This is a genomic window from Oceanobacillus sp. B139/18, from assembly GCF_055524595.1.
Map to the genome: position 1 here is coordinate 183,002 of NZ_JBVFXI010000004.1, position 18,020 is coordinate 201,021.

Below are 18,020 nucleotides of genomic sequence, written 5' to 3' on the forward strand. Positions count from 1 at the left end.
CACCTTTTTCAAGCGTGTGAAAGGTATAGACTAAGTGAGGGGGAAACGAATATGAGTAACGTATTTACTGCATACGAAAGTACGATAGCCGCTGTTTCCGAACTGAAAAAAGTAGAGGAACAGACATTGAACACTCCTATAAAAGAAGATGCCTGGTCGATAAGAGAAATTATTGGTCATATGTATTATTGGGATGACTACAATCTCCATAATATGGTTTCCCAAATGCAGCAGGGAGCGAACCTGCCGGCATTTCCAGACCACGATACGCAGAATGAAAAGGCGATTCAATCACTTGATGGAAAAACCGTTTATGAAATAATAGAGTTATTTATGGAACGGAGGAAGCAGCTGTTAGAGAAGATTAGAACGGTTGATAAAAATGATAGATTTACCATCGGCAGCGGAAAGCGGAAATTTTCAGCAGAGAGCTTTCTTAAAATTTTTACAAAACATGATGAGCATCATTTAAAACAGATAAAAGATTTTCTGGCTGCGGCTTAAGCGGCAAAAAGCGATCCGGCGGGCAGGTTGATTCATTGCTTGTTGGATCGCTTATTTTTAAACAGCCTATTATGGCAAAGGACGCTTATTGTATGAAGGGATTTATTTAAAGTTAGCATATACTTTCAGCTTCCCGATGGTTTCAAAGCCGAGCTTTCGATAAATACCCTCCGCTTCCGGAGAGGCTTGTAAGGTGCAATATTCAGCTCCTGCAGCGATAGCAGTCTCTATCAGATGATACATCAGCTTTGTACCCAATCCGCGTCCTCTTTCCCTTTCTAACACAGCAATATCATAAATTCCTGCTGCGTTTTCCGTAAACAATAATGAACCAATAGCAACCGGTTTGCCCTGGTAATAGCCAAGAAAATGCTGTGACTGTTTATGATCTGTAAAGCTATGCTGTGCAGCACGATGAAAATAATGATTGATTTGTATTTCTTCCTCGGTCTCTCCATATAGACTGGCCAGAATTTCACCGAACGTAATCAGTTGTTCTGGAGCGGTAACTTTTTTAAATTGAATCGTTGTGTTCTTATTAGAATCCCCGGAATTGAAAGTTGTCAAATCAGCAATCATTCCTAAATAATCCGTTTCGTATTCAACTAACCCCGCTTTTTTAAACATACTGATTATCTCTGGTTGGTCTTCCCATCCCCATACATTCATGGGGTATCCTTTATTTTCATACATAGCTATGATTTTTTGAACATGTTCCTCTTGCGGGAGCGGGGTATCTTCGGATAAGGTAACGACATTGAAATTATAGGATGGAAGCTGGGCATCGATATATGTAAAGCCATGTTCTTCGTAAAGCACTGCTTCCTTTGTTTTTCTTGCTGCTGCTTTTGATTTCTCGGTTAAGTTATGCATCATGATTTGCTTCTGCTTTTTCTTATCCATCACGCCACTCCCTTTCCTGATAAAGCTCGCTTTTATTCTATCAATGATAAGTTTGCGGTGTCCATTAATCGTGAAAAGAAATCCAATCATCTCTCTTGACAATACCTATAAGGGGTATGTTATGATAGATATAGAATGTAAGGGAGGTTAGAAAAATGGCTAACGAAACAATTCAAGTTCAAGGTATGTCTTGTCAGCACTGCGTGAGTTCTGTTGAAGGAGCGGCAGGCGGTCTGGATGGCGTAGATACAGTGAACGTTCATCTTCAGGAAGGTAAAGTGGATGTTGCCTTTGATGAAGGGAAAGTTAAGCTGGACGATATTACAGAAGCAATTGAAGATCAAGGTTATGATGTTGTTTAAATAGGAACACATCTTGTCTAGATATTTTAATAAAGGTCGTGCGAGAGATTCCGCACGATCTCCTTTTTAAAGGATTACATACCCTGTATAGGTATGGGAGGTGGTTTGGATGGAAGCTAAAAAAGAAGTCACATTGCCTATTGAAGGAATGACCTGTGCGGCTTGTGCTACCCGAATTGAAAAAGGCTTGAAGCGGGTAGATGGTGTAGAAGATGCTAATGTTAATTTTGCAATCGAAAAATCGACGATTCACTATAATCCAGAGCAGACATCGGTAGCGGATTTTGAGAAGAAAATCGAGCAGCTGGGCTATCATGTCCAGCATGAAAAGCAGACCTTTGATGTTGAGGGAATGACGTGTGCAGCATGTGCGAATCGGATTGAGAAACGTTTAAACAAAATGGATGGCGTGACAGAAGCCAATGTCAATTTCGCATTGGAAAATGTGGCGGTTGAATATAATGAAAATCAAGTAACATCCCAGGATATGATGGAGGTAGTGAAGAAACTAGGGTATGCTCTTAAACCCCAGGTATCTAAGGAAGAGACGTCAAACCGGAAAGAAGAGGAAATTCGTCATCAGACCGGAAAATTTATCTTCTCCGCTATTTTAACGCTCCCGTTATTATGGACGATGGTGACGCATTTTTCCTTTACCTCGTTTATTTATTCACCGGATATGCTGATGAATCCATGGGTACAATTAGCGCTGGCAACGCCCGTGCAGTTTATTGCAGGGAAGCAGTTTTATATAGGGGCTTATAAAGCACTAAGAAATAAAAGCGCGAATATGGATGTACTCGTTGCTCTAGGAACATCGGTAGCCTATCTCTATAGTATTTTTCTCGGAATAGAGTGGCAGATACAAGGCGCAGCCGGCATGCCTGAACTTTATTTCGAAGCTGCTGCGGTGATTATTACGTTAGTTCTGCTTGGGAAATTATTCGAGGTACGTGCGAAGGGACGCACTGGTCAGGCGATTAAAAAGCTGTTAGATATGCAGGCGAAAACAGCCCGTGTTATCCGTGACGGGGAAGAGTTGGAAATTGCCATAGAAGAAGTAGCTGTCGGCGATCAGGTTATCGTCCGTCCAGGAGAGAAAATACCGGTTGATGGCGCGATTGTCAAAGGCAAATCAGCTGTAGATGAGTCAATGATTACCGGTGAAAGTATTCCGATTGATAAAAATATCGGGGATACGGCGATTGGTTCCACCATCAATAAAAATGGCATGCTGACAATTGAAGCAACGAAAATTGGAAAGGATACCGCACTTGCGCAAATTGTAAAAGTTGTCGAGGAAGCGCAGGGAAGCAAGGCAGATATTCAGCGGGTAGCAGACCGTGTATCTGGAATCTTTGTTCCTGTGGTTGTCAGTATTGCGATTGTGACATTCCTTGTCTGGTACTTCTTGGTTGCTCCAGGAGATTTACGTGCAGCTTTAGTTCCTGCAATTACTGTCCTGGTTATTGCTTGTCCCTGTGCACTTGGGCTTGCAACGCCGACATCGGTTATGGCCGGCTCAGGCAGAGCTGCGGAATTAGGTGTTCTGTTTAAAGGCGGAGAGTATCTAGAAAATACACGTTTGATTGAAACAATTGTGCTGGATAAAACGGGAACCGTCACCAAAGGAGAGCCTGCTTTGACAGATGTTGTTCCTCAAGGAGATATTATCAAGGAAGAGCTGTTAAAAATGGCTGCTTCTGCTGAGAAGCATTCAGAGCATCCGCTCGCAGAAGCCATTGTTAAAGGCGCCGATGAACAGGATATTGATTTAATCGAAACGACCGACTTTGAATCGGTACCCGGAGCAGGTATTCAAGTAACCTGGGAGGGAGAACCTCTCCATATTGGTACAAGAAAATTGATGAAGCAGCAAAATATCGAAATTGATTCCATCGAAGAAAAAATGATAGAGCTTGAAGCTGCAGGAAAAACGGCAATGCTTATCGGTTATAGAGGTGCACTGGCAGGAATGGTTGCTGTTGCTGATACGGTGAAAGAAACATCAAAAGAAGCGATTGAACGTTTGCATGAACAAAACTTGGAAGTTATTCTGCTTACAGGAGATAACGAAAGAACAGCGCAGGCCATTGCCAAAGAGGTTGGTGTCGACCGTGTCATTGCAGAGGTCTTGCCAGATCAAAAAGCAGATGAAATTAAACGTCTGCAGCAGGAAGGCAAAAAAGTAGCGATGGTAGGCGACGGCATTAACGATGCCCCCGCTCTGGCAATTGCCGATATTGGAATGGCAATTGGTACAGGAACCGATGTCGCCATAGAAGCAGCAGATGTGACACTGATGCGCGGTGATTTACACAGTGTGGCTGACAGTATTGAGCTAAGCGCCAAAACAATGCGGAATATCAAGCAAAATCTATTTTTCGCCTTTGCCTATAATTCTGCATCTATTCCAGTTGCTGCGATTGGACTGTTAGCCCCATGGGTTGCTGGCGCAGCGATGGCGTGCAGCTCCGTATCCGTCGTGCTCAATGCACTCAGACTTCAGCGCTTGAAGCTGAAAAGGGAGGCGTAATCGATGTCGATTAAAAAATGGGTAAGTATCGGGATTATTTATGTATGTGCTGTAGTTATTGCATATGGTGTGATCACAGGGGATAATCCATTTGAAAGCAATGATTTAGAGCCTCATGATCATGCAGCAGCACAAGTTGTAGAAGTAAATTCAACTGATTTTATATAGAAATAGATAACAGCCTGTATTCTTTTATCGAGAATACAGGCTGTTTTTTTATTAGGAAGATGTCCAGCTTCCTCCGTTAATATGAATAGCTTGTCCAGTCATATAAGAAGCTTCCTTGGAGGCAAGCATCACATAAGGCCAAGCATGCTCTGATGGCTGACCGGGCCGTCCCATTAAAGAATCTTGTCCAAATTGTTCCACTTTCTTTTCGTCAAATGAAGATGGAATCAACGGTGTCCATACAGGTCCAGGAGCGACGGTATTCGCTCGAATTCCTTTTTTAGCAAGACTTTGTGCAATACTTCTAGTGAAAGCAGTAATCGCCCCTTTGGTTGCCGAATAGTCCATTAATGTAGCATTTCCTTTATAGGCATTGATGGAAGAGGTATTAATGATTGAATCTCCTTGTCCCATATGCGGAACAGCTGCTTTCGTCAGATAAAATTGCGAGAAGAAATTCACGCGGAATACTTCTTCAAACTGTTCAGAAGGAATATCTTCTACATTTTCCTGGTCAAATTGGATGGCAGCATTATTGACTAAAATATTGATGCCGCCAAATGCTTCTACTGTTTTTTGGACTAAATCAATACAATGAGCTTCTTCTTTGATATCTCCAGGAAGAAGGAGACATTGGACGCCCTCTGCTTCGACTAGCTTTTTCGTTTCCTCTGCATCTCCGTGCTCATCTAAATAAGAGATGGCAACATTTGCTCCCTCTTTCGCGTATAAAATAGCAACAGCACGGCCAATTCCGCTGTCACCGCCGGTGATCAGCGCATGTTTTCCTCTTAGTTTATCTGTACCTGTATAATCTGTTGGCTGATGCGGGAGCGGGTTCATTTTCGATTCAATTCCCGGCTGCTTATCTTGTGTTTGTCTTGGTGTACTGCCTTTTTGCATTTCTGTCGGTTTCATCATACGTTCCTCCCTTTTTTCAGTTTCCAAGTATGTATCAACATTTTTCCACTTACGAGCGTTTTATAAACCTTTTAATTTGAAAGGCATATCAAAGAGATGAATAGAAGCTGCAAGTTTTTAAAATTTTAATTGTATCAAATTAGAAGAGAGCTGATTCTAGAGAGCGCGGAGCAGGAGTATTCTTTTCTCTTTAACTCATATCATCTTTTATACAATCAAAGCTCTTCGTGATAGCACTATATGATGATGTAATACATTTCATAAATATAAAATATTAAATTCTATATTTATAGAATATGTGTTAAACTAAAATAAATAACATACGAGGAGTGATCAAGTGGATGTTCTGCAAACAACAAGCAGAGAAAGAGAAACGTATCAAGTCAAGCTCCATTATTCTATTTTGTGGGAATGTGCGTTAGGAATTGCGGCAATAACAAATACCCGGCTGCTGGATACATTAGATAAGCCTAAAGAATATTGGATGCAGATAAGAGAATCTATTTCCGCAGCGTTATCGGAGGAATTGGAATTTGTTGAAAAAAATAATACGTGGAAAGCATTGCTCCAAATACTTCATCAGCAGGAATTTTCAAGTCTAGAAACGTTCGAGCAATATGTACAAGGTTTAACAGATACAGAGCTGAAGTTTATCTGCCTGCCTTTTGTCGGAGGTCATTATCAGACCGACCGGGAGCAGGCTGCGCAAGGAGAGACAAAGGCAGTCAAAGAGCTGATGCGTGTTACAGAACATAACCCGTTCTTTCCAGCATATATCGAATTTATCAGTACCTGTGAAGCGGAATCTTTAAAAAAGCATCTGACAAAGGTAATGAACAGCTGGTATCAAGAAGTAGGGAAGGAGAAACAGCAGGAAACCGAAGCAATTTTAGAAAAGGATTATCAATCAAAAAAAGAGAGGCAGCAGAAAGTGTCTTCGGAGGAACTAGTGCAATGGGCGACCGGCGGGGTGACTTATATACCTGAACCCAGTGTCCACACCGTCTTATTGATTCCTCAATATATTTATCGTCCGTGGAATATTGAAGCAGATATCGAAGGAACCAAAGTATTTTATTATCCGGTTGCGAATGAAAGTGTGTCTCCAAGCGATCGGTATATGCCTGATTATTTTCTCGTTCAGAAATATAAAGCATTAGGTGACGAGGTACGCTTGAAAATGGTTAAATTATTATCTGAACATCCAAGGACGCTGCAGGATATGACAGAAAGACTGGATATCGGGAAATCGACGATTCACCATCATTTAAAAATATTAAGAGCAGCAAAAATCGTAGAAATACGCGATTCCAAATATTGCTTGAAAAAGAATGTATTTTCCCTTTTAGCGAAAGAATTTGACTGGTATCTGGAAAAATGAAGGGGATAAAGCAGAAGGAAATGTCCATTTTTAAGAATAGATCTTTTCTGTCCATATGGATTGGCAATGGAATTTCAGAGCTGGGCGGTGCTTTTGGAACCTTTTGTAACTCCATTTTGATTTATCAATTAACCGGCTCGACCCTCGCCCTTGGGAGTATGTGGCTGTTATATTTTATCCCTTCTTTGGTGCTCCAATTATTTATCGGTCCGTTTATTGACCGCTGGAGCCGCAAGTGGATATTGATATTCTCCCAGATGGCAAGAGGCTTTGTCTTTCTTGTGCCGCTGTTTGCTTTATGGACAGATTCGCTTTTGCCATGGCATGTCTATTTCGTGCAGATTATCATTGGCTTAATTACACCGCTGTATGTTCCGGCAAATCAGGCAATCACGCCTTCCATCGTGGCAAAGGGGCAATTGGAAACAGCGAACGCCTATCTGGAAGGAACAGCACGGCTCATGACCTTTACCGCTCCTTTTTTAGGGGGAGTCGTGATTGAATATCTGGGTGTCTTGCCTACGATGGTTCTAGTAAGTACATTGCTTTTGTTAAGCGGTTTCACGTTGCTTTTTATCCAAGAGACGAGAATCCAGCAAAAAACAAGAGCGCCGTGGATAAAGGAATTTACAGAGGGTATCACTTACTTTTTTAGAAAACGGGTGATTGTCTGGTTAGGAATATTTCTTGGCTTTGTCCAATTTGGTGTTGGGGTGACAATGGTTACGACGCTTCCTTATATAACAGAGGAGTTATCTGGAAGCTACGCAGCATACGGTTATTTTATGGCCGGTTTTCCTGTTGGTTTTATCTTAGGTTCTATTTTGGTTGGTAAGATAAAGTATAAAAGCCGGAGAAAACTCATGCTCGGCGCTTTGTTTATCGGCGGGCTGACCTTTGTATTTCTATTTTTTAATACAAGCATTCTATTGGGGATTCTGACAGAGGTAATTGGCGGAGTAGCTATGGCTGTTTTCGCGATACATAATACGACAATCTGCCAAAAAATCATCCCGCATCATTTAATGGGGAAAATGTTCTCTGTGAGGCTGTTAATTATTCGATGTATGATGCCATTAGGTGTCCTGGCCGGTGGTTACTTAAGTGACATGTGGGGCGTCCGGCCATTATATTTATTGATAGGGATGGTGATAAGCACCACTTCTTTATTGGGAATCTTGCTTCCATATTTTAAATTTATAGATGAAGATGCAGACAAAGAAAAAGAAGCTGTATGAAACGAGATTTTCATACAGCTTCCTTCCATTACTGTATGCTCTTCCTTCATTATTAGCTGGAATGCTTTACAGTTCGCGTATCGACTTATCCGCTAATTGCATCACCGTCATATCATCCATCGGCGGATTATGCAATCCGGCGCGGACATCACGGTAATAGCGTTCAAAATTATTTTTCAGCTTGAGGCTTTGCGCGCCGGCAACACGCATGGCAAGGTCTACACCTTGAACGGCTTTATTGGTGACAGACAGCTTGACTGCTCCTAATTCCGGGCCCATTGTATTTCTGGTTTCTTCATCGCCTTTATCCCACTTATCTGCAATGGCATGCAGGAAGTATTCAGATTCTAGTAAAAGAAGCTCTAAATCACCCAGTTTTTGTTTCACATTCGGCAGCTCGGAAATCGTCCCTTTGATACTGTTTGGTGAATAGCTTGTAGCAAAGGCGACAGCATCTTTTTGAGCAGCCTGTGCGATGCCGAGATAGCATGCCGGTATATGCAAGAGCCAGCCTGCTGGTTTTCTTTTCTGATTGGATATGATTTCAACGAGATCTTCTTTCTCTAAATGAACCTCTTCTAAAACGAGATCATGGCTGCCAGAACCGCGCATCGCAATCGAATCCCATGTTTCTTCTACGTTAACACCTTCCAAATCATGCTTTACCAGGAAGTTACCGACGTCATCTGTTCCATCAATAGAAGCACTAACGACAAAGTAAGTTAAGATTGGCGATAACGTCGTAAAGGTTTTTCGTCCGGTAATCACCCAGCCACCGTCTTTTTTGACAGCAGTTGTTTCCGGTTTGCCGCCGCGCGTCGGGCTTCCAGTTGCCGGTTCTGTTGCGGCATTGTTTAATAATGCACCATTTTCAACCACGTCCTTGATTACCTTCGTATACATCTGTTCGTCCCAGGGCTTGCTTTCCCCTAAATGTTTTATGATTCCCATATGCCAGCCGATAGATAATGCAGTGGAACCGTCTGCCCGGGCAATTATTTGCTGATAGGTAAGCAGTTCATCCAGCGGAATACCCGCTCCGCCATCTTCCTTAGGTACAGTGAGTGCCGGGTAACCGATTTCTTGCAAGTCTTTAAAGTTCTCATATGGAAAAGCGCCGTCGGGAAGCTCCCGAACACGTTCACCAAAGGGCTCCACTGTTTTGGATAAAAGCTGGACCCGCTCCTCTTTTGTTTTTAGGGCTGTTATAGAACTCATACCAGTATTCCTCCTTGAAAAAGACAAAGTATATTCATCAGATTTGTTTTATTTATATTATTTCATTGTTTGCAGAATAGTTCAATTATCTTGAATGGGCCGAAATATATTTTGCGCCGTAAGAGGCACGGTGGAGTTATTTAAAGGGGAATGCTTAACAATTAACTAAAATGGGGTAAACTTATAGAGGAGATATAAGAACGAGGAGTGTATACGATGAAACAAGATCCTAATCTAACCCCATTACCAGACGCATTTTATCAGTATCCGACCTTACAGTTAGCAGAAGAATTGCTTGGATGCATTTTAGTAAAGCAAACGGAGGCAGGAACAAGCGCTGGATATATTGTAGAAACGGAAGCATATCTGGGAAATGCTGACAGAGCAGCGCATGGATTTGGAAATCGGCGAACGAAACGGACAGAGATTCTCTATGCAGAGGCTGGAATGACCTATACGCATCTCATTCATAATCATTGCTTAATTAATGTGGTCAGTGCGGAGAAGGAAGTACCGGAAAGTGTATTAATTCGGGCAGTGGAGCCTTATACAGGAATCGATCTGATGATGGCCCGCCGTCCAGTGAAAAAATTTCAAAATCTAACAAGCGGGCCGGGCAAACTATCGCAGGCTTTAGATATTAATATGAGAGATTATGGACGGTCTCTCAAGGAGCCGCCGCTGTTTATTGCGGAAGGAAAAAAGCCGGAGAAAATAAATCGCGGTCCGCGGATTGGTATTGATAATTCTGGAGAGGCCAGAGATTATCCCTATCGCTTTTGGGTAGCCGGCAATAAATTTGTTTCTAAATAACCCTTAAAATTCCCGTTATCATTTGTACGATAACGGGAATTTTTATGTAGCGGTAGCTATTAATATTAAATTCAATTTATTATAGTAAGAAAATAAAAACAGATAACCCGATAGTCTAAACAAATCTGGGAATGGATGGTTTGAGGAAAATATATACTTACATTATAATAATACTAGGTTTTGAATAGGATATGGCAGCTTAAAATGGTAGGCTGGTCATGTTTATAATAGAGAATGTACACAGGGGAAGATTTGGTCTTAAAAATATGCAGAGGAGCATGCGGCATGAAACAGATAGACATTGCAGTAACCGGGATGGGCGCTGTCTCGCCATTTGGCATGGGAGTACCCGCGTTTTGGGATAATTTAATTGCGAATCATTCTGCGGTAAGGGAAATAACCGATGAAAATATACGAAAGTGGACAAAAGCAGGAGCTCGTGTACCTGATTTTGAAGTGTCTGATTTTCTATCTAAAAAGATTATCCGAAATACGGATTATTTCACCCAGCTGGCTTTGATAACAGCAGATGAAGCATTAAAGGATGCCGGATTGTTAAAAAATGATGGAGAATCCTTCATAGATGGGGTAGACCGAAATCGGGTCGGAACAGCGATTGGAACAGCTTTTGGCGGGATTCAGTCGTTGGAGCAGGCGTCTGAAAAATTAGCGACGGGTAAAGCAAAAAGAGTCGGACCGCGTATGATTTCTAAATCGATTCCGAATGCAGCGGCAAGTACGATATCGATTCAATACGGATTCCGCGGTCCGTCGAATACATATGTCACTGCATGTGCTGCTTCGGCTAATGCTATCGGAGAATCTGCTTACTGGTTTTTCCGTGATGATGTGGATTATATTCTTGCTGGAGGCGTGGATAGCTTATGGTCCAATGTCTTTTTATCCGGTTTAGGTGATGCGGGCGCATTGGCAGCAAAAGGTCTGGAAGATATTTCCACATGGTCCCGGCCGTTTGATGCAGCGAGGACAGGAATGGTTATGGGAGAAGGAGCAGGTTTATTTGTTCTGGAACCGCTGGAGCGTGCCAAAGCAAGAGGAGCGCATATATACGCAACGTTAAAAGGATATGGAGCTTCGAATGATGCGTATCATGACACCTCTCCTGACCCGGAAGGAACAAGCGCCGCTTTGGCAATCGAGCGGGCGCTCCGTTCCGCACAGTTAAAACCGGAGGAGGTTGACTATATTAATGCGCACGCAACGTCGACTCCGGCTGGAGATATTGCAGAGACGAAAGCATTAAAGATGATATTTGGAGAGAATTTGGATAACATGCCGGTCAGCTCCATTAAAGGCAGCGTCGGGCATTTATTAGGAGCGGCTGGAGCCATTGAAAGCATTGCATCGATTAAGGCAATAGAGACGGGAATATTGCCGGCAACCCTTCATTCAGAAAATAGGGACGAAGCGGCTCCGCTGGATATTGTTCCAAATGTAAGTCGCAAGCAGCAAATCCAGACAGCAATGAGCAATTCCTTTGGCTTTGGCGGACAAAATGGAATTGTGATTTGGCAGGCACCTCAAGGTTAATCGGGCAAAAGAGGAAACGAATAATGAAATGGAGAGATAAGAATGCTAGAAGAACGGCAAGGCCATGGAAGTGTAGTGGAGCGGCAGGCTGCACTGGAAAAGATGTATCCAAGCTGGGAGAAGCGGACGATTGCGACGCATTTTCATAAGCAGTGCCAGCAATATAGCGATAATCCTTTGATTATGATGCCGAATCAGGCTGTAACTTATGGGGAAACGTGGGAGCGGGCACGTGAATATACAAAGGCAATGCTGCATTTAGGCGTTAAGCCGGGGGACCATATCGCAGTTTTAATGGAAAATGAACCGGAATACGTCGCATTATTTGTAGCTTCCTCGATGGCAGGAGCAGTGATGGTCCCGCTGAATACGCAGCTGCAAAAGGAAGAATTGACCTATATGCTGCGTCAATCCGATACCAATTGGCTGATTACGCATCAATACGCTGGAAAACAGCATCATGCCGAAGGGTTAAAGAATATTGTTTCTGAACTCCAAGCGGATGCAGAGAGCCCTTTTACTAAAGCAGTTTGTATTCCCAACAAAGAAGCAGATGTACCGGAAATCTATATGACATGGGAAGTATTTTTACAAGGTGCACGAGCAGTGGAAGAGACGGCGTTAAACAAACGCTGGAAGGAAACAGATAATCCAGACACAACTGCAGCTATTATTTATACCTCCGGCTCTACAGGCTTGCCGAAGGGCGTGATGCTGACGGATGATATGCTGCTCCGTTCTGGTTTTGCAACGTGCTTAACCAGAGGATATGAGGTAGGAAGACGTATTTATGCTCCGCTGCCGATGTACCATGTTTACTTTCTGCAGGAAGGCTTGTTTGCCGCTTCCTTTGTAGGAGGAGGGATGGTGACCTGTCATGCGTTTCAGCCGCTTCAGTCACTGGAGCTGATGGAGAAATACCAGGTTCATGATTTTCTGGCTGTTCCATCGATGCTTGTTGCCTTATTAAATCGTCCGGAAGTAAAGCATACCAATCTAAAGTCTCTTTATGCGCTATTATGCTGTGCCGCTCCTTCGCCGGTCCCGTTATGGAAAAGAGCAGTAGATGAATTAGAAGTGACCGAAATTGGTACAGGCTGTGGCGCGACAGAAGCGGGCTCTACTACGATGCTGACTGAAATTGGAGCCCCGTTGGAGATTATCTCTACCACAGTCGGGAAAGTAAAAACAGCAGGATCTGCTGCTCATCCGGAGTTTGGAGATAAAAGTGTCACGTACAAAGTGATTGATCCCGATACAAGAGAAACACTGCCAAGCGGTTCTGCCGGCGAGTTAGCGGTGCGGGGAAATGTGGTAACAGAAGGGTATTATAAAAAGCCGGAAGAGACAGCTTTTGCCAAGGATGAGGACGGATATATCCGCAGCGGAGACCTGGGGACGATTGATGAACAAGGTTATATTCGGCTGTTAGGAAGAGGTAAGGATCTGTATAAAGTATCTGGAGAAACCGTAGCTCCCAAAGAGGTAGAGGATGTGATTTCCATGCACCCGGCAGTAAATCAAGTTTATATCGTCGGCGTGCCGGATCAATTAACAACAGAAACCGGTGCCGCGTTTGTGGAATTAAAACAAGGCGAAACCTGCACGAAGCAGGAAATCCGAAAGCTGTGCCGGGAGCATGTAGCACGATTTAAAGTCCCGCGTTATATCTGGTTTGTAGAAGCGGCGGATTGGCCGCTGACGGGAACAGGTAAGATACAGAAATTTAAACTGCAGGATATAGCGCAGAAAAAGTTGAAGAAATAATGTGAACTAAACCGCAATAAAAAAACCTGCTGCAAAGCTTTTTTACGAGCTTTGCAGCAGGTTTTTTTGATATGCAGAAAGGTTTAAATTCCTGTACCTAGAATATAAAATTGGGATTGATTGTAGTTGTAAGTGAGCTTAGAATAATCGAAGGCTGTTCCATTTGTCAGATAGAAGATACTTTCTATTGTCAGCTTAGGCTCTCCGTTTTTCAGCTTCAAATAGCTTGCTTCCTGATCAGTTAATTTTCCTATTTGCATGTACATATCAGAAAACCCGACCTTTAGTCCGAGCCCGTCTTCAATATATTGAAAAATCGAATCTGTAACAATTTCTTTATTTAAGTAAGGGACAACGGCTTTATTATAATAGGATTCTTCTAAGCAAAGTGTTTCTTCTTCTATATATCGGACACGCTTTACATAATAAACATCCTGATTCATGTCGATATGTAAATTCTGGGCGACCGCTTCGGTCGGCTTACGGATTTCCAGCTCTAATACCTCCGAACTGAGATGAAATTTCTCTAAATCTTTTTGAAAGCCTTGATTGGACAGCAGATTAATATAGTTTTTTCTTTTTTTCCTTCTTACGAAAATGCCGCTCCCTCGCACCTGGAAAATTAATCCTTTTTTCTCCAGCAGGTCTAATGCTTTAATAATCGTACTTTTACTCGTATTAAATTCTTTGATCAAGGTTTCTAACACAGGAAGCTTTTCTCCCTGCTGCATTTGGTGCTTTTCAATATATAATTCGATTTCACCTGCAATCTGCTGATACTTCAACATATGCACACCTCATTTCGACTGTAGATTTTCATTTATATTAAAGATGCTAAAGATACAGATATGTTTTTCTTTAAGAATAAGAAAGTATAAATAGTTGTAGCTAGCCGCTCCAACGGGTTTCATGGGGTAAGTAATCTTAGGCCAAGAAAATGACCTTTTGCAAAGAATAACTATGTATATTAAGTTGGGTTATTTAATTCACCGTTTAACCAAGTATATCATACTATAATGGCAATATTAACAAAATATACGCATAAAATAATTGTTATCTACTTGAAAAATTATAACCGTACAACTATAATATGCATATCAAATTAAAAAATAAGGAGAAATAGTATGGCTGAAAAAGTGAGGGATTATGATAAATTAGCTGGGGATATTCTAGAAGAAATTGGCGGAAAAGAAAACGTTGTCAGTGCTACACGTTGTGCCACCAGACTTCGTATTGTATTAAGACATTCGAAGCCCAAAGCAAAAGAAACAGTCGGCGCAATGCCGGGCGTTATTACAGTGGTGGAGAATAATGGTCAATTTCAAGTAGTTATCGGACAGCACGTTGGGGAAGTATATGAAGCTTTTGCAGATTTGGTTGGAGAAAGCGTTACAGAGGATGGCGATGATAACCAAAACAAAGGAACAATATTAAACCGGGTAATTGCCACGATGTCGGCAGTATTTGCTCCGTTTGTATATATATTAGCTGCAGCAGGTATCCTGCAAGGTACATTGATTTTAATTAACCTGCTATTTCCTGCATTCGAAAACACAGGAACATATGAAGTGCTGAGTATGATGTCGTGGGCGCCATTTACATTCTTGCCTATATTTATTGCAATAACAGCAGCAAAGCACTTTAAAGTAAATACGTATATCGCAATTGCTGCCACAGCAGCATTAGTAACACCGGAATGGGCAGATATAGCCGGCCGGGTTGCCAGCGGGGAAACAGTAACATTTTTAGGTATTGCTTTATCACAGACAACCTATACATCCTCTGTTTTACCGCCGCTATTTTTAGTTTGGATATTATCCTATGTGGAAAAATTCTTGAACAAGAAAATTCCAGAAGTCATTCGTCCCTTGTTTGTACCGTTCTTTAGTATTTTGATTATGGTACCGCTCATTCTTCTAGTGATCGGACCAATAACAACAGGCGGTGCAAATGCGATTGCGAACGGATATAATTATCTGGTTGATGTATTCCCTGCACTTGCAGCTGCCATCATTGGCGGGTTTTGGCAGATTATTGTTATTTTCGGAGTGCATTGGGGCGTTACGCCAATGGTACTTTCCAACTTTGAACAATATGGAATGGATTCTTTCCAGGCCTATCAAACGATCGCCGTTGTAGCGCAGGTCGGAGCTGTTATTGGTGTGCTGCTTAAAACGAAAAACAGCGAAACCAAAAAGGTGAGTACCTCAGCAGGAATCACCGGTATATTCGGGATTACGGAACCAGCCATTTACGGGGTGACGTTGCGCTTTAAGAGACCATTTATTTACGGATGTATTTCCGGAGCGATTGGCGCGATTGTAGCGAGCTTCTTCAGACCAAGCTATTTCGCTTATGCAGGTCTGCCGAGCCCGATAACAATGGTAAACGCAATTAACAGCGAATATCCAATGTCTATCTGGGGGATTTTGATTGGGGCTGCGATTGCTATTGTTCTGCCAATTGTGTTGACGCAGATTCTGGGTTATGGTGAAGATACAGCAAAACAAGCAGATGAAGCACTTGCCTCTGATCAAGGAGAGTCTGAAAAGAAAGATGGATCAGAAAACACTGTTCCAAATGAAGAAGAAATTGCGGCTCCGTTAAGTGGAAAGCTAATGGCGTTATCCGAGGTTCCAGATGACGTATTCAGCTCTGGTGCTATGGGACAAGGGGTCGCTGTAGAACCATCCAGCAATGAAGTGGTCTCTCCGGCTGACGGCAAGATTGTTTTCATTGCCCCTTCCAAGCATGCGGTTGGAGTGCGTACGAACAGCGGTGTGGAATTATTGATTCACGTCGGTTTGGAGACAGTGGAATTAAACGGGGAGCCTTTTACAGTTCATGTGGAAGATGGGCAAAATGTCCAGCAAGGCGATAAGTTAATAACATTTAATCAAGACATGATCCGTGAAAAAGGACTGCCGACGATAACTCCTGTTATTATTACGAATATAGGAGAATATGAGGAAGCGATTGTAGAAGGTATAGCAGAAATAAATACAGGCGAAAGACTAATTAGTGTTGTTAAATAAAACGAAGGAGGAAGAACAATGAGTGAATTATCAAAGGATTTCTTATGGGGTGGTGCATTTGCTGCCCATCAATTTGAAGGCGGCTGGAATGAAGGCGGAAAAGGACCAAGCGTAGTGGATGTACTGACTGCTGGTGCCAATGGTGTGCCAAGAAGAATTACGGATAAGGTAGAGCCGGACGAATTTTATCCAAATCATGAAGCGGTGGATTTTTACCATCACTACAAAGAGGACATTGCGTTATTTGCAGAAATGGGTCTGAAATGCTTGCGTACATCGATTGGCTGGTCCCGCATTTTTCCAAAAGGGGACGAGGCGGAGCCAAACGAAGAAGGACTGCAATTTTATGACGATGTGTTTGACGAGCTTCTGAAATACGGTATTGAGCCGGTAATCACCTTATCTCACTTTGAGATGCCATTGCACTTAGCGCGCGAATACGGCGGTTTTCGCAGCAGAAAAGTGGTCGATTGTTTTGTGAAGTTTGCGGAGGTTGTGTTTGAACGTTATAAAAACAAGGTGAAATATTGGATGACCTTTAATGAAATCAATAATAAAATGGATGTCCGTAACCCGCTGTTCCTCTGGACAAATTCAGGTGTCCTGTTAAAAGAAGGGGAAAATGCAAAGGAAGTGATGTATCAGACTGCGCACCATGAGCTGGTAGCAAGTGCATTGGCTGTTGCAAAAGGAAAGGAAATCAACCCGGCGTTTGAAATTGGAGCGATGGTTTCTCACGTGCCAATCTATCCATCTACTTCGAATCCAGAGGATATCATGCTTGCCGAAGAATATATGCGCGACCGCTATTTCTTCCCGGATGTACAGGTGCGCGGATATTATCCAAGCTATGCATTAAAAGAATTCGAACGTAAAGGCTACAATATTGTCATGGAAGAAGGAGACGATGAGATTCTCTTAAACGGAAAAGTCGACTACCTAGGCTTCAGCTATTACATGTCTACAACCGTAAGCAGTGAGGTGGAACCGGACGAGTCTGCAGAAAAAACGGATGGCGGCCTGCCACATGGGGTTGATAATCCATATATTCAATCCAGCGACTGGGGCTGGGCAATTGATCCGACAGGCTTGCGTTACACGCTGAATCGCTTTTATGACCGCTATCAGCTGCCGATGTTTATTGTGGAAAATGGATTTGGAGCGGTTGATACAGTCGAAGAAGATGGATCCATTCATGACGAAGCAAGAATCAATTATCTTGGCGCTCATATCGAAGCTTTAAAAGCGGCTGTGAATGAGGATGGCGTAGACTTAATCGGCTATACTCCTTGGGGAATTATGGACATTGTATCCTTTACAACCGGGGAAATGAAGAAACGCTACGGCATGATTTATGTAGACCGGGATAACGAAGGTAATGGAACCATGAAACGCTCGAAGAAAGATTCATTTGATTGGTATAAGAAAGTAATTCAATCAAATGGGGAAGACTTACATTACGAAAGATAAAATGATATAGTGACGAAAAAAGGGGCTTACTTAACTTGATGGGTTAGGAAAGTCCTTTTTTCTGTTGTAATGGCTATCTTTCACAGCCCGAAACGATTGACCTCTTAAATTTAAATGAAAAAAATATAATAAAAGCGTTTACAAGATGGAAAT

General features: G+C 42.4%; 15 protein-coding genes. 11 read left to right on the top strand and 4 right to left on the bottom strand.

Annotation, left to right across the window (positions count from 1 at the left end):
- Positions 1-51: 51 nt before the first annotated feature.
- Positions 52-504 carry a DinB family protein gene (locus ACZSMY_RS13620; protein WP_465147887.1) on the top strand — a complete coding sequence of 151 codons (453 nt, stop codon included), beginning with the start codon at positions 52-54 and terminating at the stop codon, positions 502-504.
- A 102-nt stretch (positions 505-606) separates the two neighbouring features.
- Here the strand turns inward: ACZSMY_RS13620 and ACZSMY_RS13625 are convergent, their stop codons facing one another.
- The gene (locus tag ACZSMY_RS13625; protein WP_465147888.1) at positions 607-1,407 is read right to left on the bottom strand and encodes a GNAT family N-acetyltransferase; all 801 of its coding nucleotides are present in this window, start codon (positions 1,405-1,407) and stop codon (positions 607-609) included.
- Positions 1,408-1,562: 155 nt separating this feature from the next.
- On the opposite strand from ACZSMY_RS13625, the gene copZ reads away from it, so the two are divergent.
- From copZ to ACZSMY_RS13640, 3 genes are all read left to right on the top strand, one after another.
- Positions 1,563-1,769, top strand: coding sequence for a copper chaperone CopZ (gene copZ, locus ACZSMY_RS13630; RefSeq protein ID WP_465147889.1), 207 nt, complete (start codon positions 1,563-1,565; stop codon positions 1,767-1,769).
- 109 nt (positions 1,770-1,878) lie between these two features.
- Positions 1,879-4,305: a heavy metal translocating P-type ATPase gene (locus tag ACZSMY_RS13635; protein WP_042531489.1), complete on the top strand. Its 2,427-nt coding sequence runs from the start codon at positions 1,879-1,881 to the stop codon at positions 4,303-4,305.
- 3 nt (positions 4,306-4,308) lie between these two features.
- Entirely contained in the window at positions 4,309-4,473 is a 165-nt protein-coding gene (locus tag ACZSMY_RS13640; protein ID WP_193062728.1) for a hypothetical protein, read from the top strand.
- A 51-nt stretch (positions 4,474-4,524) separates the two neighbouring features.
- Here ACZSMY_RS13640 and ACZSMY_RS13645 read toward each other — a convergent pair whose 3' ends face one another.
- Positions 4,525-5,391: an SDR family oxidoreductase gene (locus ACZSMY_RS13645; protein ID WP_341173462.1), complete on the bottom strand. Its 867-nt coding sequence runs from the start codon at positions 5,389-5,391 to the stop codon at positions 4,525-4,527.
- A 340-nt stretch (positions 5,392-5,731) separates the two neighbouring features.
- Between ACZSMY_RS13645 and ACZSMY_RS13650 the strand changes: the two genes are divergently transcribed.
- The gene (locus ACZSMY_RS13650; protein ID WP_042531493.1) at positions 5,732-6,775 is read left to right on the top strand and encodes an ArsR/SmtB family transcription factor; all 1,044 of its coding nucleotides are present in this window, start codon (positions 5,732-5,734) and stop codon (positions 6,773-6,775) included.
- Positions 6,776-6,795: 20 nt separating this feature from the next.
- Entirely contained in the window at positions 6,796-8,013 is a 1,218-nt protein-coding gene (locus tag ACZSMY_RS13655) for an MFS transporter (RefSeq protein WP_465147890.1), read from the top strand.
- A 66-nt stretch (positions 8,014-8,079) separates the two neighbouring features.
- On the opposite strand, the gene ACZSMY_RS13660 is transcribed toward ACZSMY_RS13655, so the two are convergent.
- Positions 8,080-9,231: an acyl-CoA dehydrogenase family protein gene (locus ACZSMY_RS13660; protein WP_042531495.1), complete on the bottom strand. Its 1,152-nt coding sequence runs from the start codon at positions 9,229-9,231 to the stop codon at positions 8,080-8,082.
- Positions 9,232-9,447: 216 nt separating this feature from the next.
- On the opposite strand from ACZSMY_RS13660, the gene ACZSMY_RS13665 reads away from it, so the two are divergent.
- The 3 genes from ACZSMY_RS13665 (at position 9,448) to ACZSMY_RS13675 (ending at position 13,362) form a co-directional block, all read left to right on the top strand.
- Positions 9,448-10,044, top strand: a complete 597-nt coding sequence (locus ACZSMY_RS13665) for a DNA-3-methyladenine glycosylase (RefSeq protein WP_455725317.1) — start codon at positions 9,448-9,450, stop codon at positions 10,042-10,044.
- A gap of 285 nt (positions 10,045-10,329) precedes the next feature.
- Positions 10,330-11,595, top strand: coding sequence for a beta-ketoacyl-[acyl-carrier-protein] synthase family protein (locus ACZSMY_RS13670; protein WP_465147891.1), 1,266 nt, complete (start codon positions 10,330-10,332; stop codon positions 11,593-11,595).
- A 42-nt stretch (positions 11,596-11,637) separates the two neighbouring features.
- Positions 11,638-13,362, top strand: a complete 1,725-nt coding sequence (locus tag ACZSMY_RS13675) for a class I adenylate-forming enzyme family protein (RefSeq protein ID WP_465147892.1) — start codon at positions 11,638-11,640, stop codon at positions 13,360-13,362.
- An 83-nt stretch (positions 13,363-13,445) separates the two neighbouring features.
- On the opposite strand, the gene ACZSMY_RS13680 is transcribed toward ACZSMY_RS13675, so the two are convergent.
- Entirely contained in the window at positions 13,446-14,150 is a 705-nt protein-coding gene (locus tag ACZSMY_RS13680) for a GntR family transcriptional regulator (RefSeq protein ID WP_368901149.1), read from the bottom strand.
- A 336-nt stretch (positions 14,151-14,486) separates the two neighbouring features.
- On the opposite strand from ACZSMY_RS13680, the gene ACZSMY_RS13685 reads away from it, so the two are divergent.
- A complete protein-coding gene (locus ACZSMY_RS13685) occupies positions 14,487-16,397 on the top strand; it encodes a beta-glucoside-specific PTS transporter subunit IIABC (RefSeq protein WP_455725314.1) in 1,911 nt (636 codons plus the stop codon).
- An 18-nt stretch (positions 16,398-16,415) separates the two neighbouring features.
- The gene (gene bglA / locus ACZSMY_RS13690) at positions 16,416-17,867 is read left to right on the top strand and encodes a 6-phospho-beta-glucosidase BglA (protein ID WP_465147893.1); all 1,452 of its coding nucleotides are present in this window, start codon (positions 16,416-16,418) and stop codon (positions 17,865-17,867) included.
- The last annotated feature ends 153 nt before the right edge of the window (positions 17,868-18,020 follow it).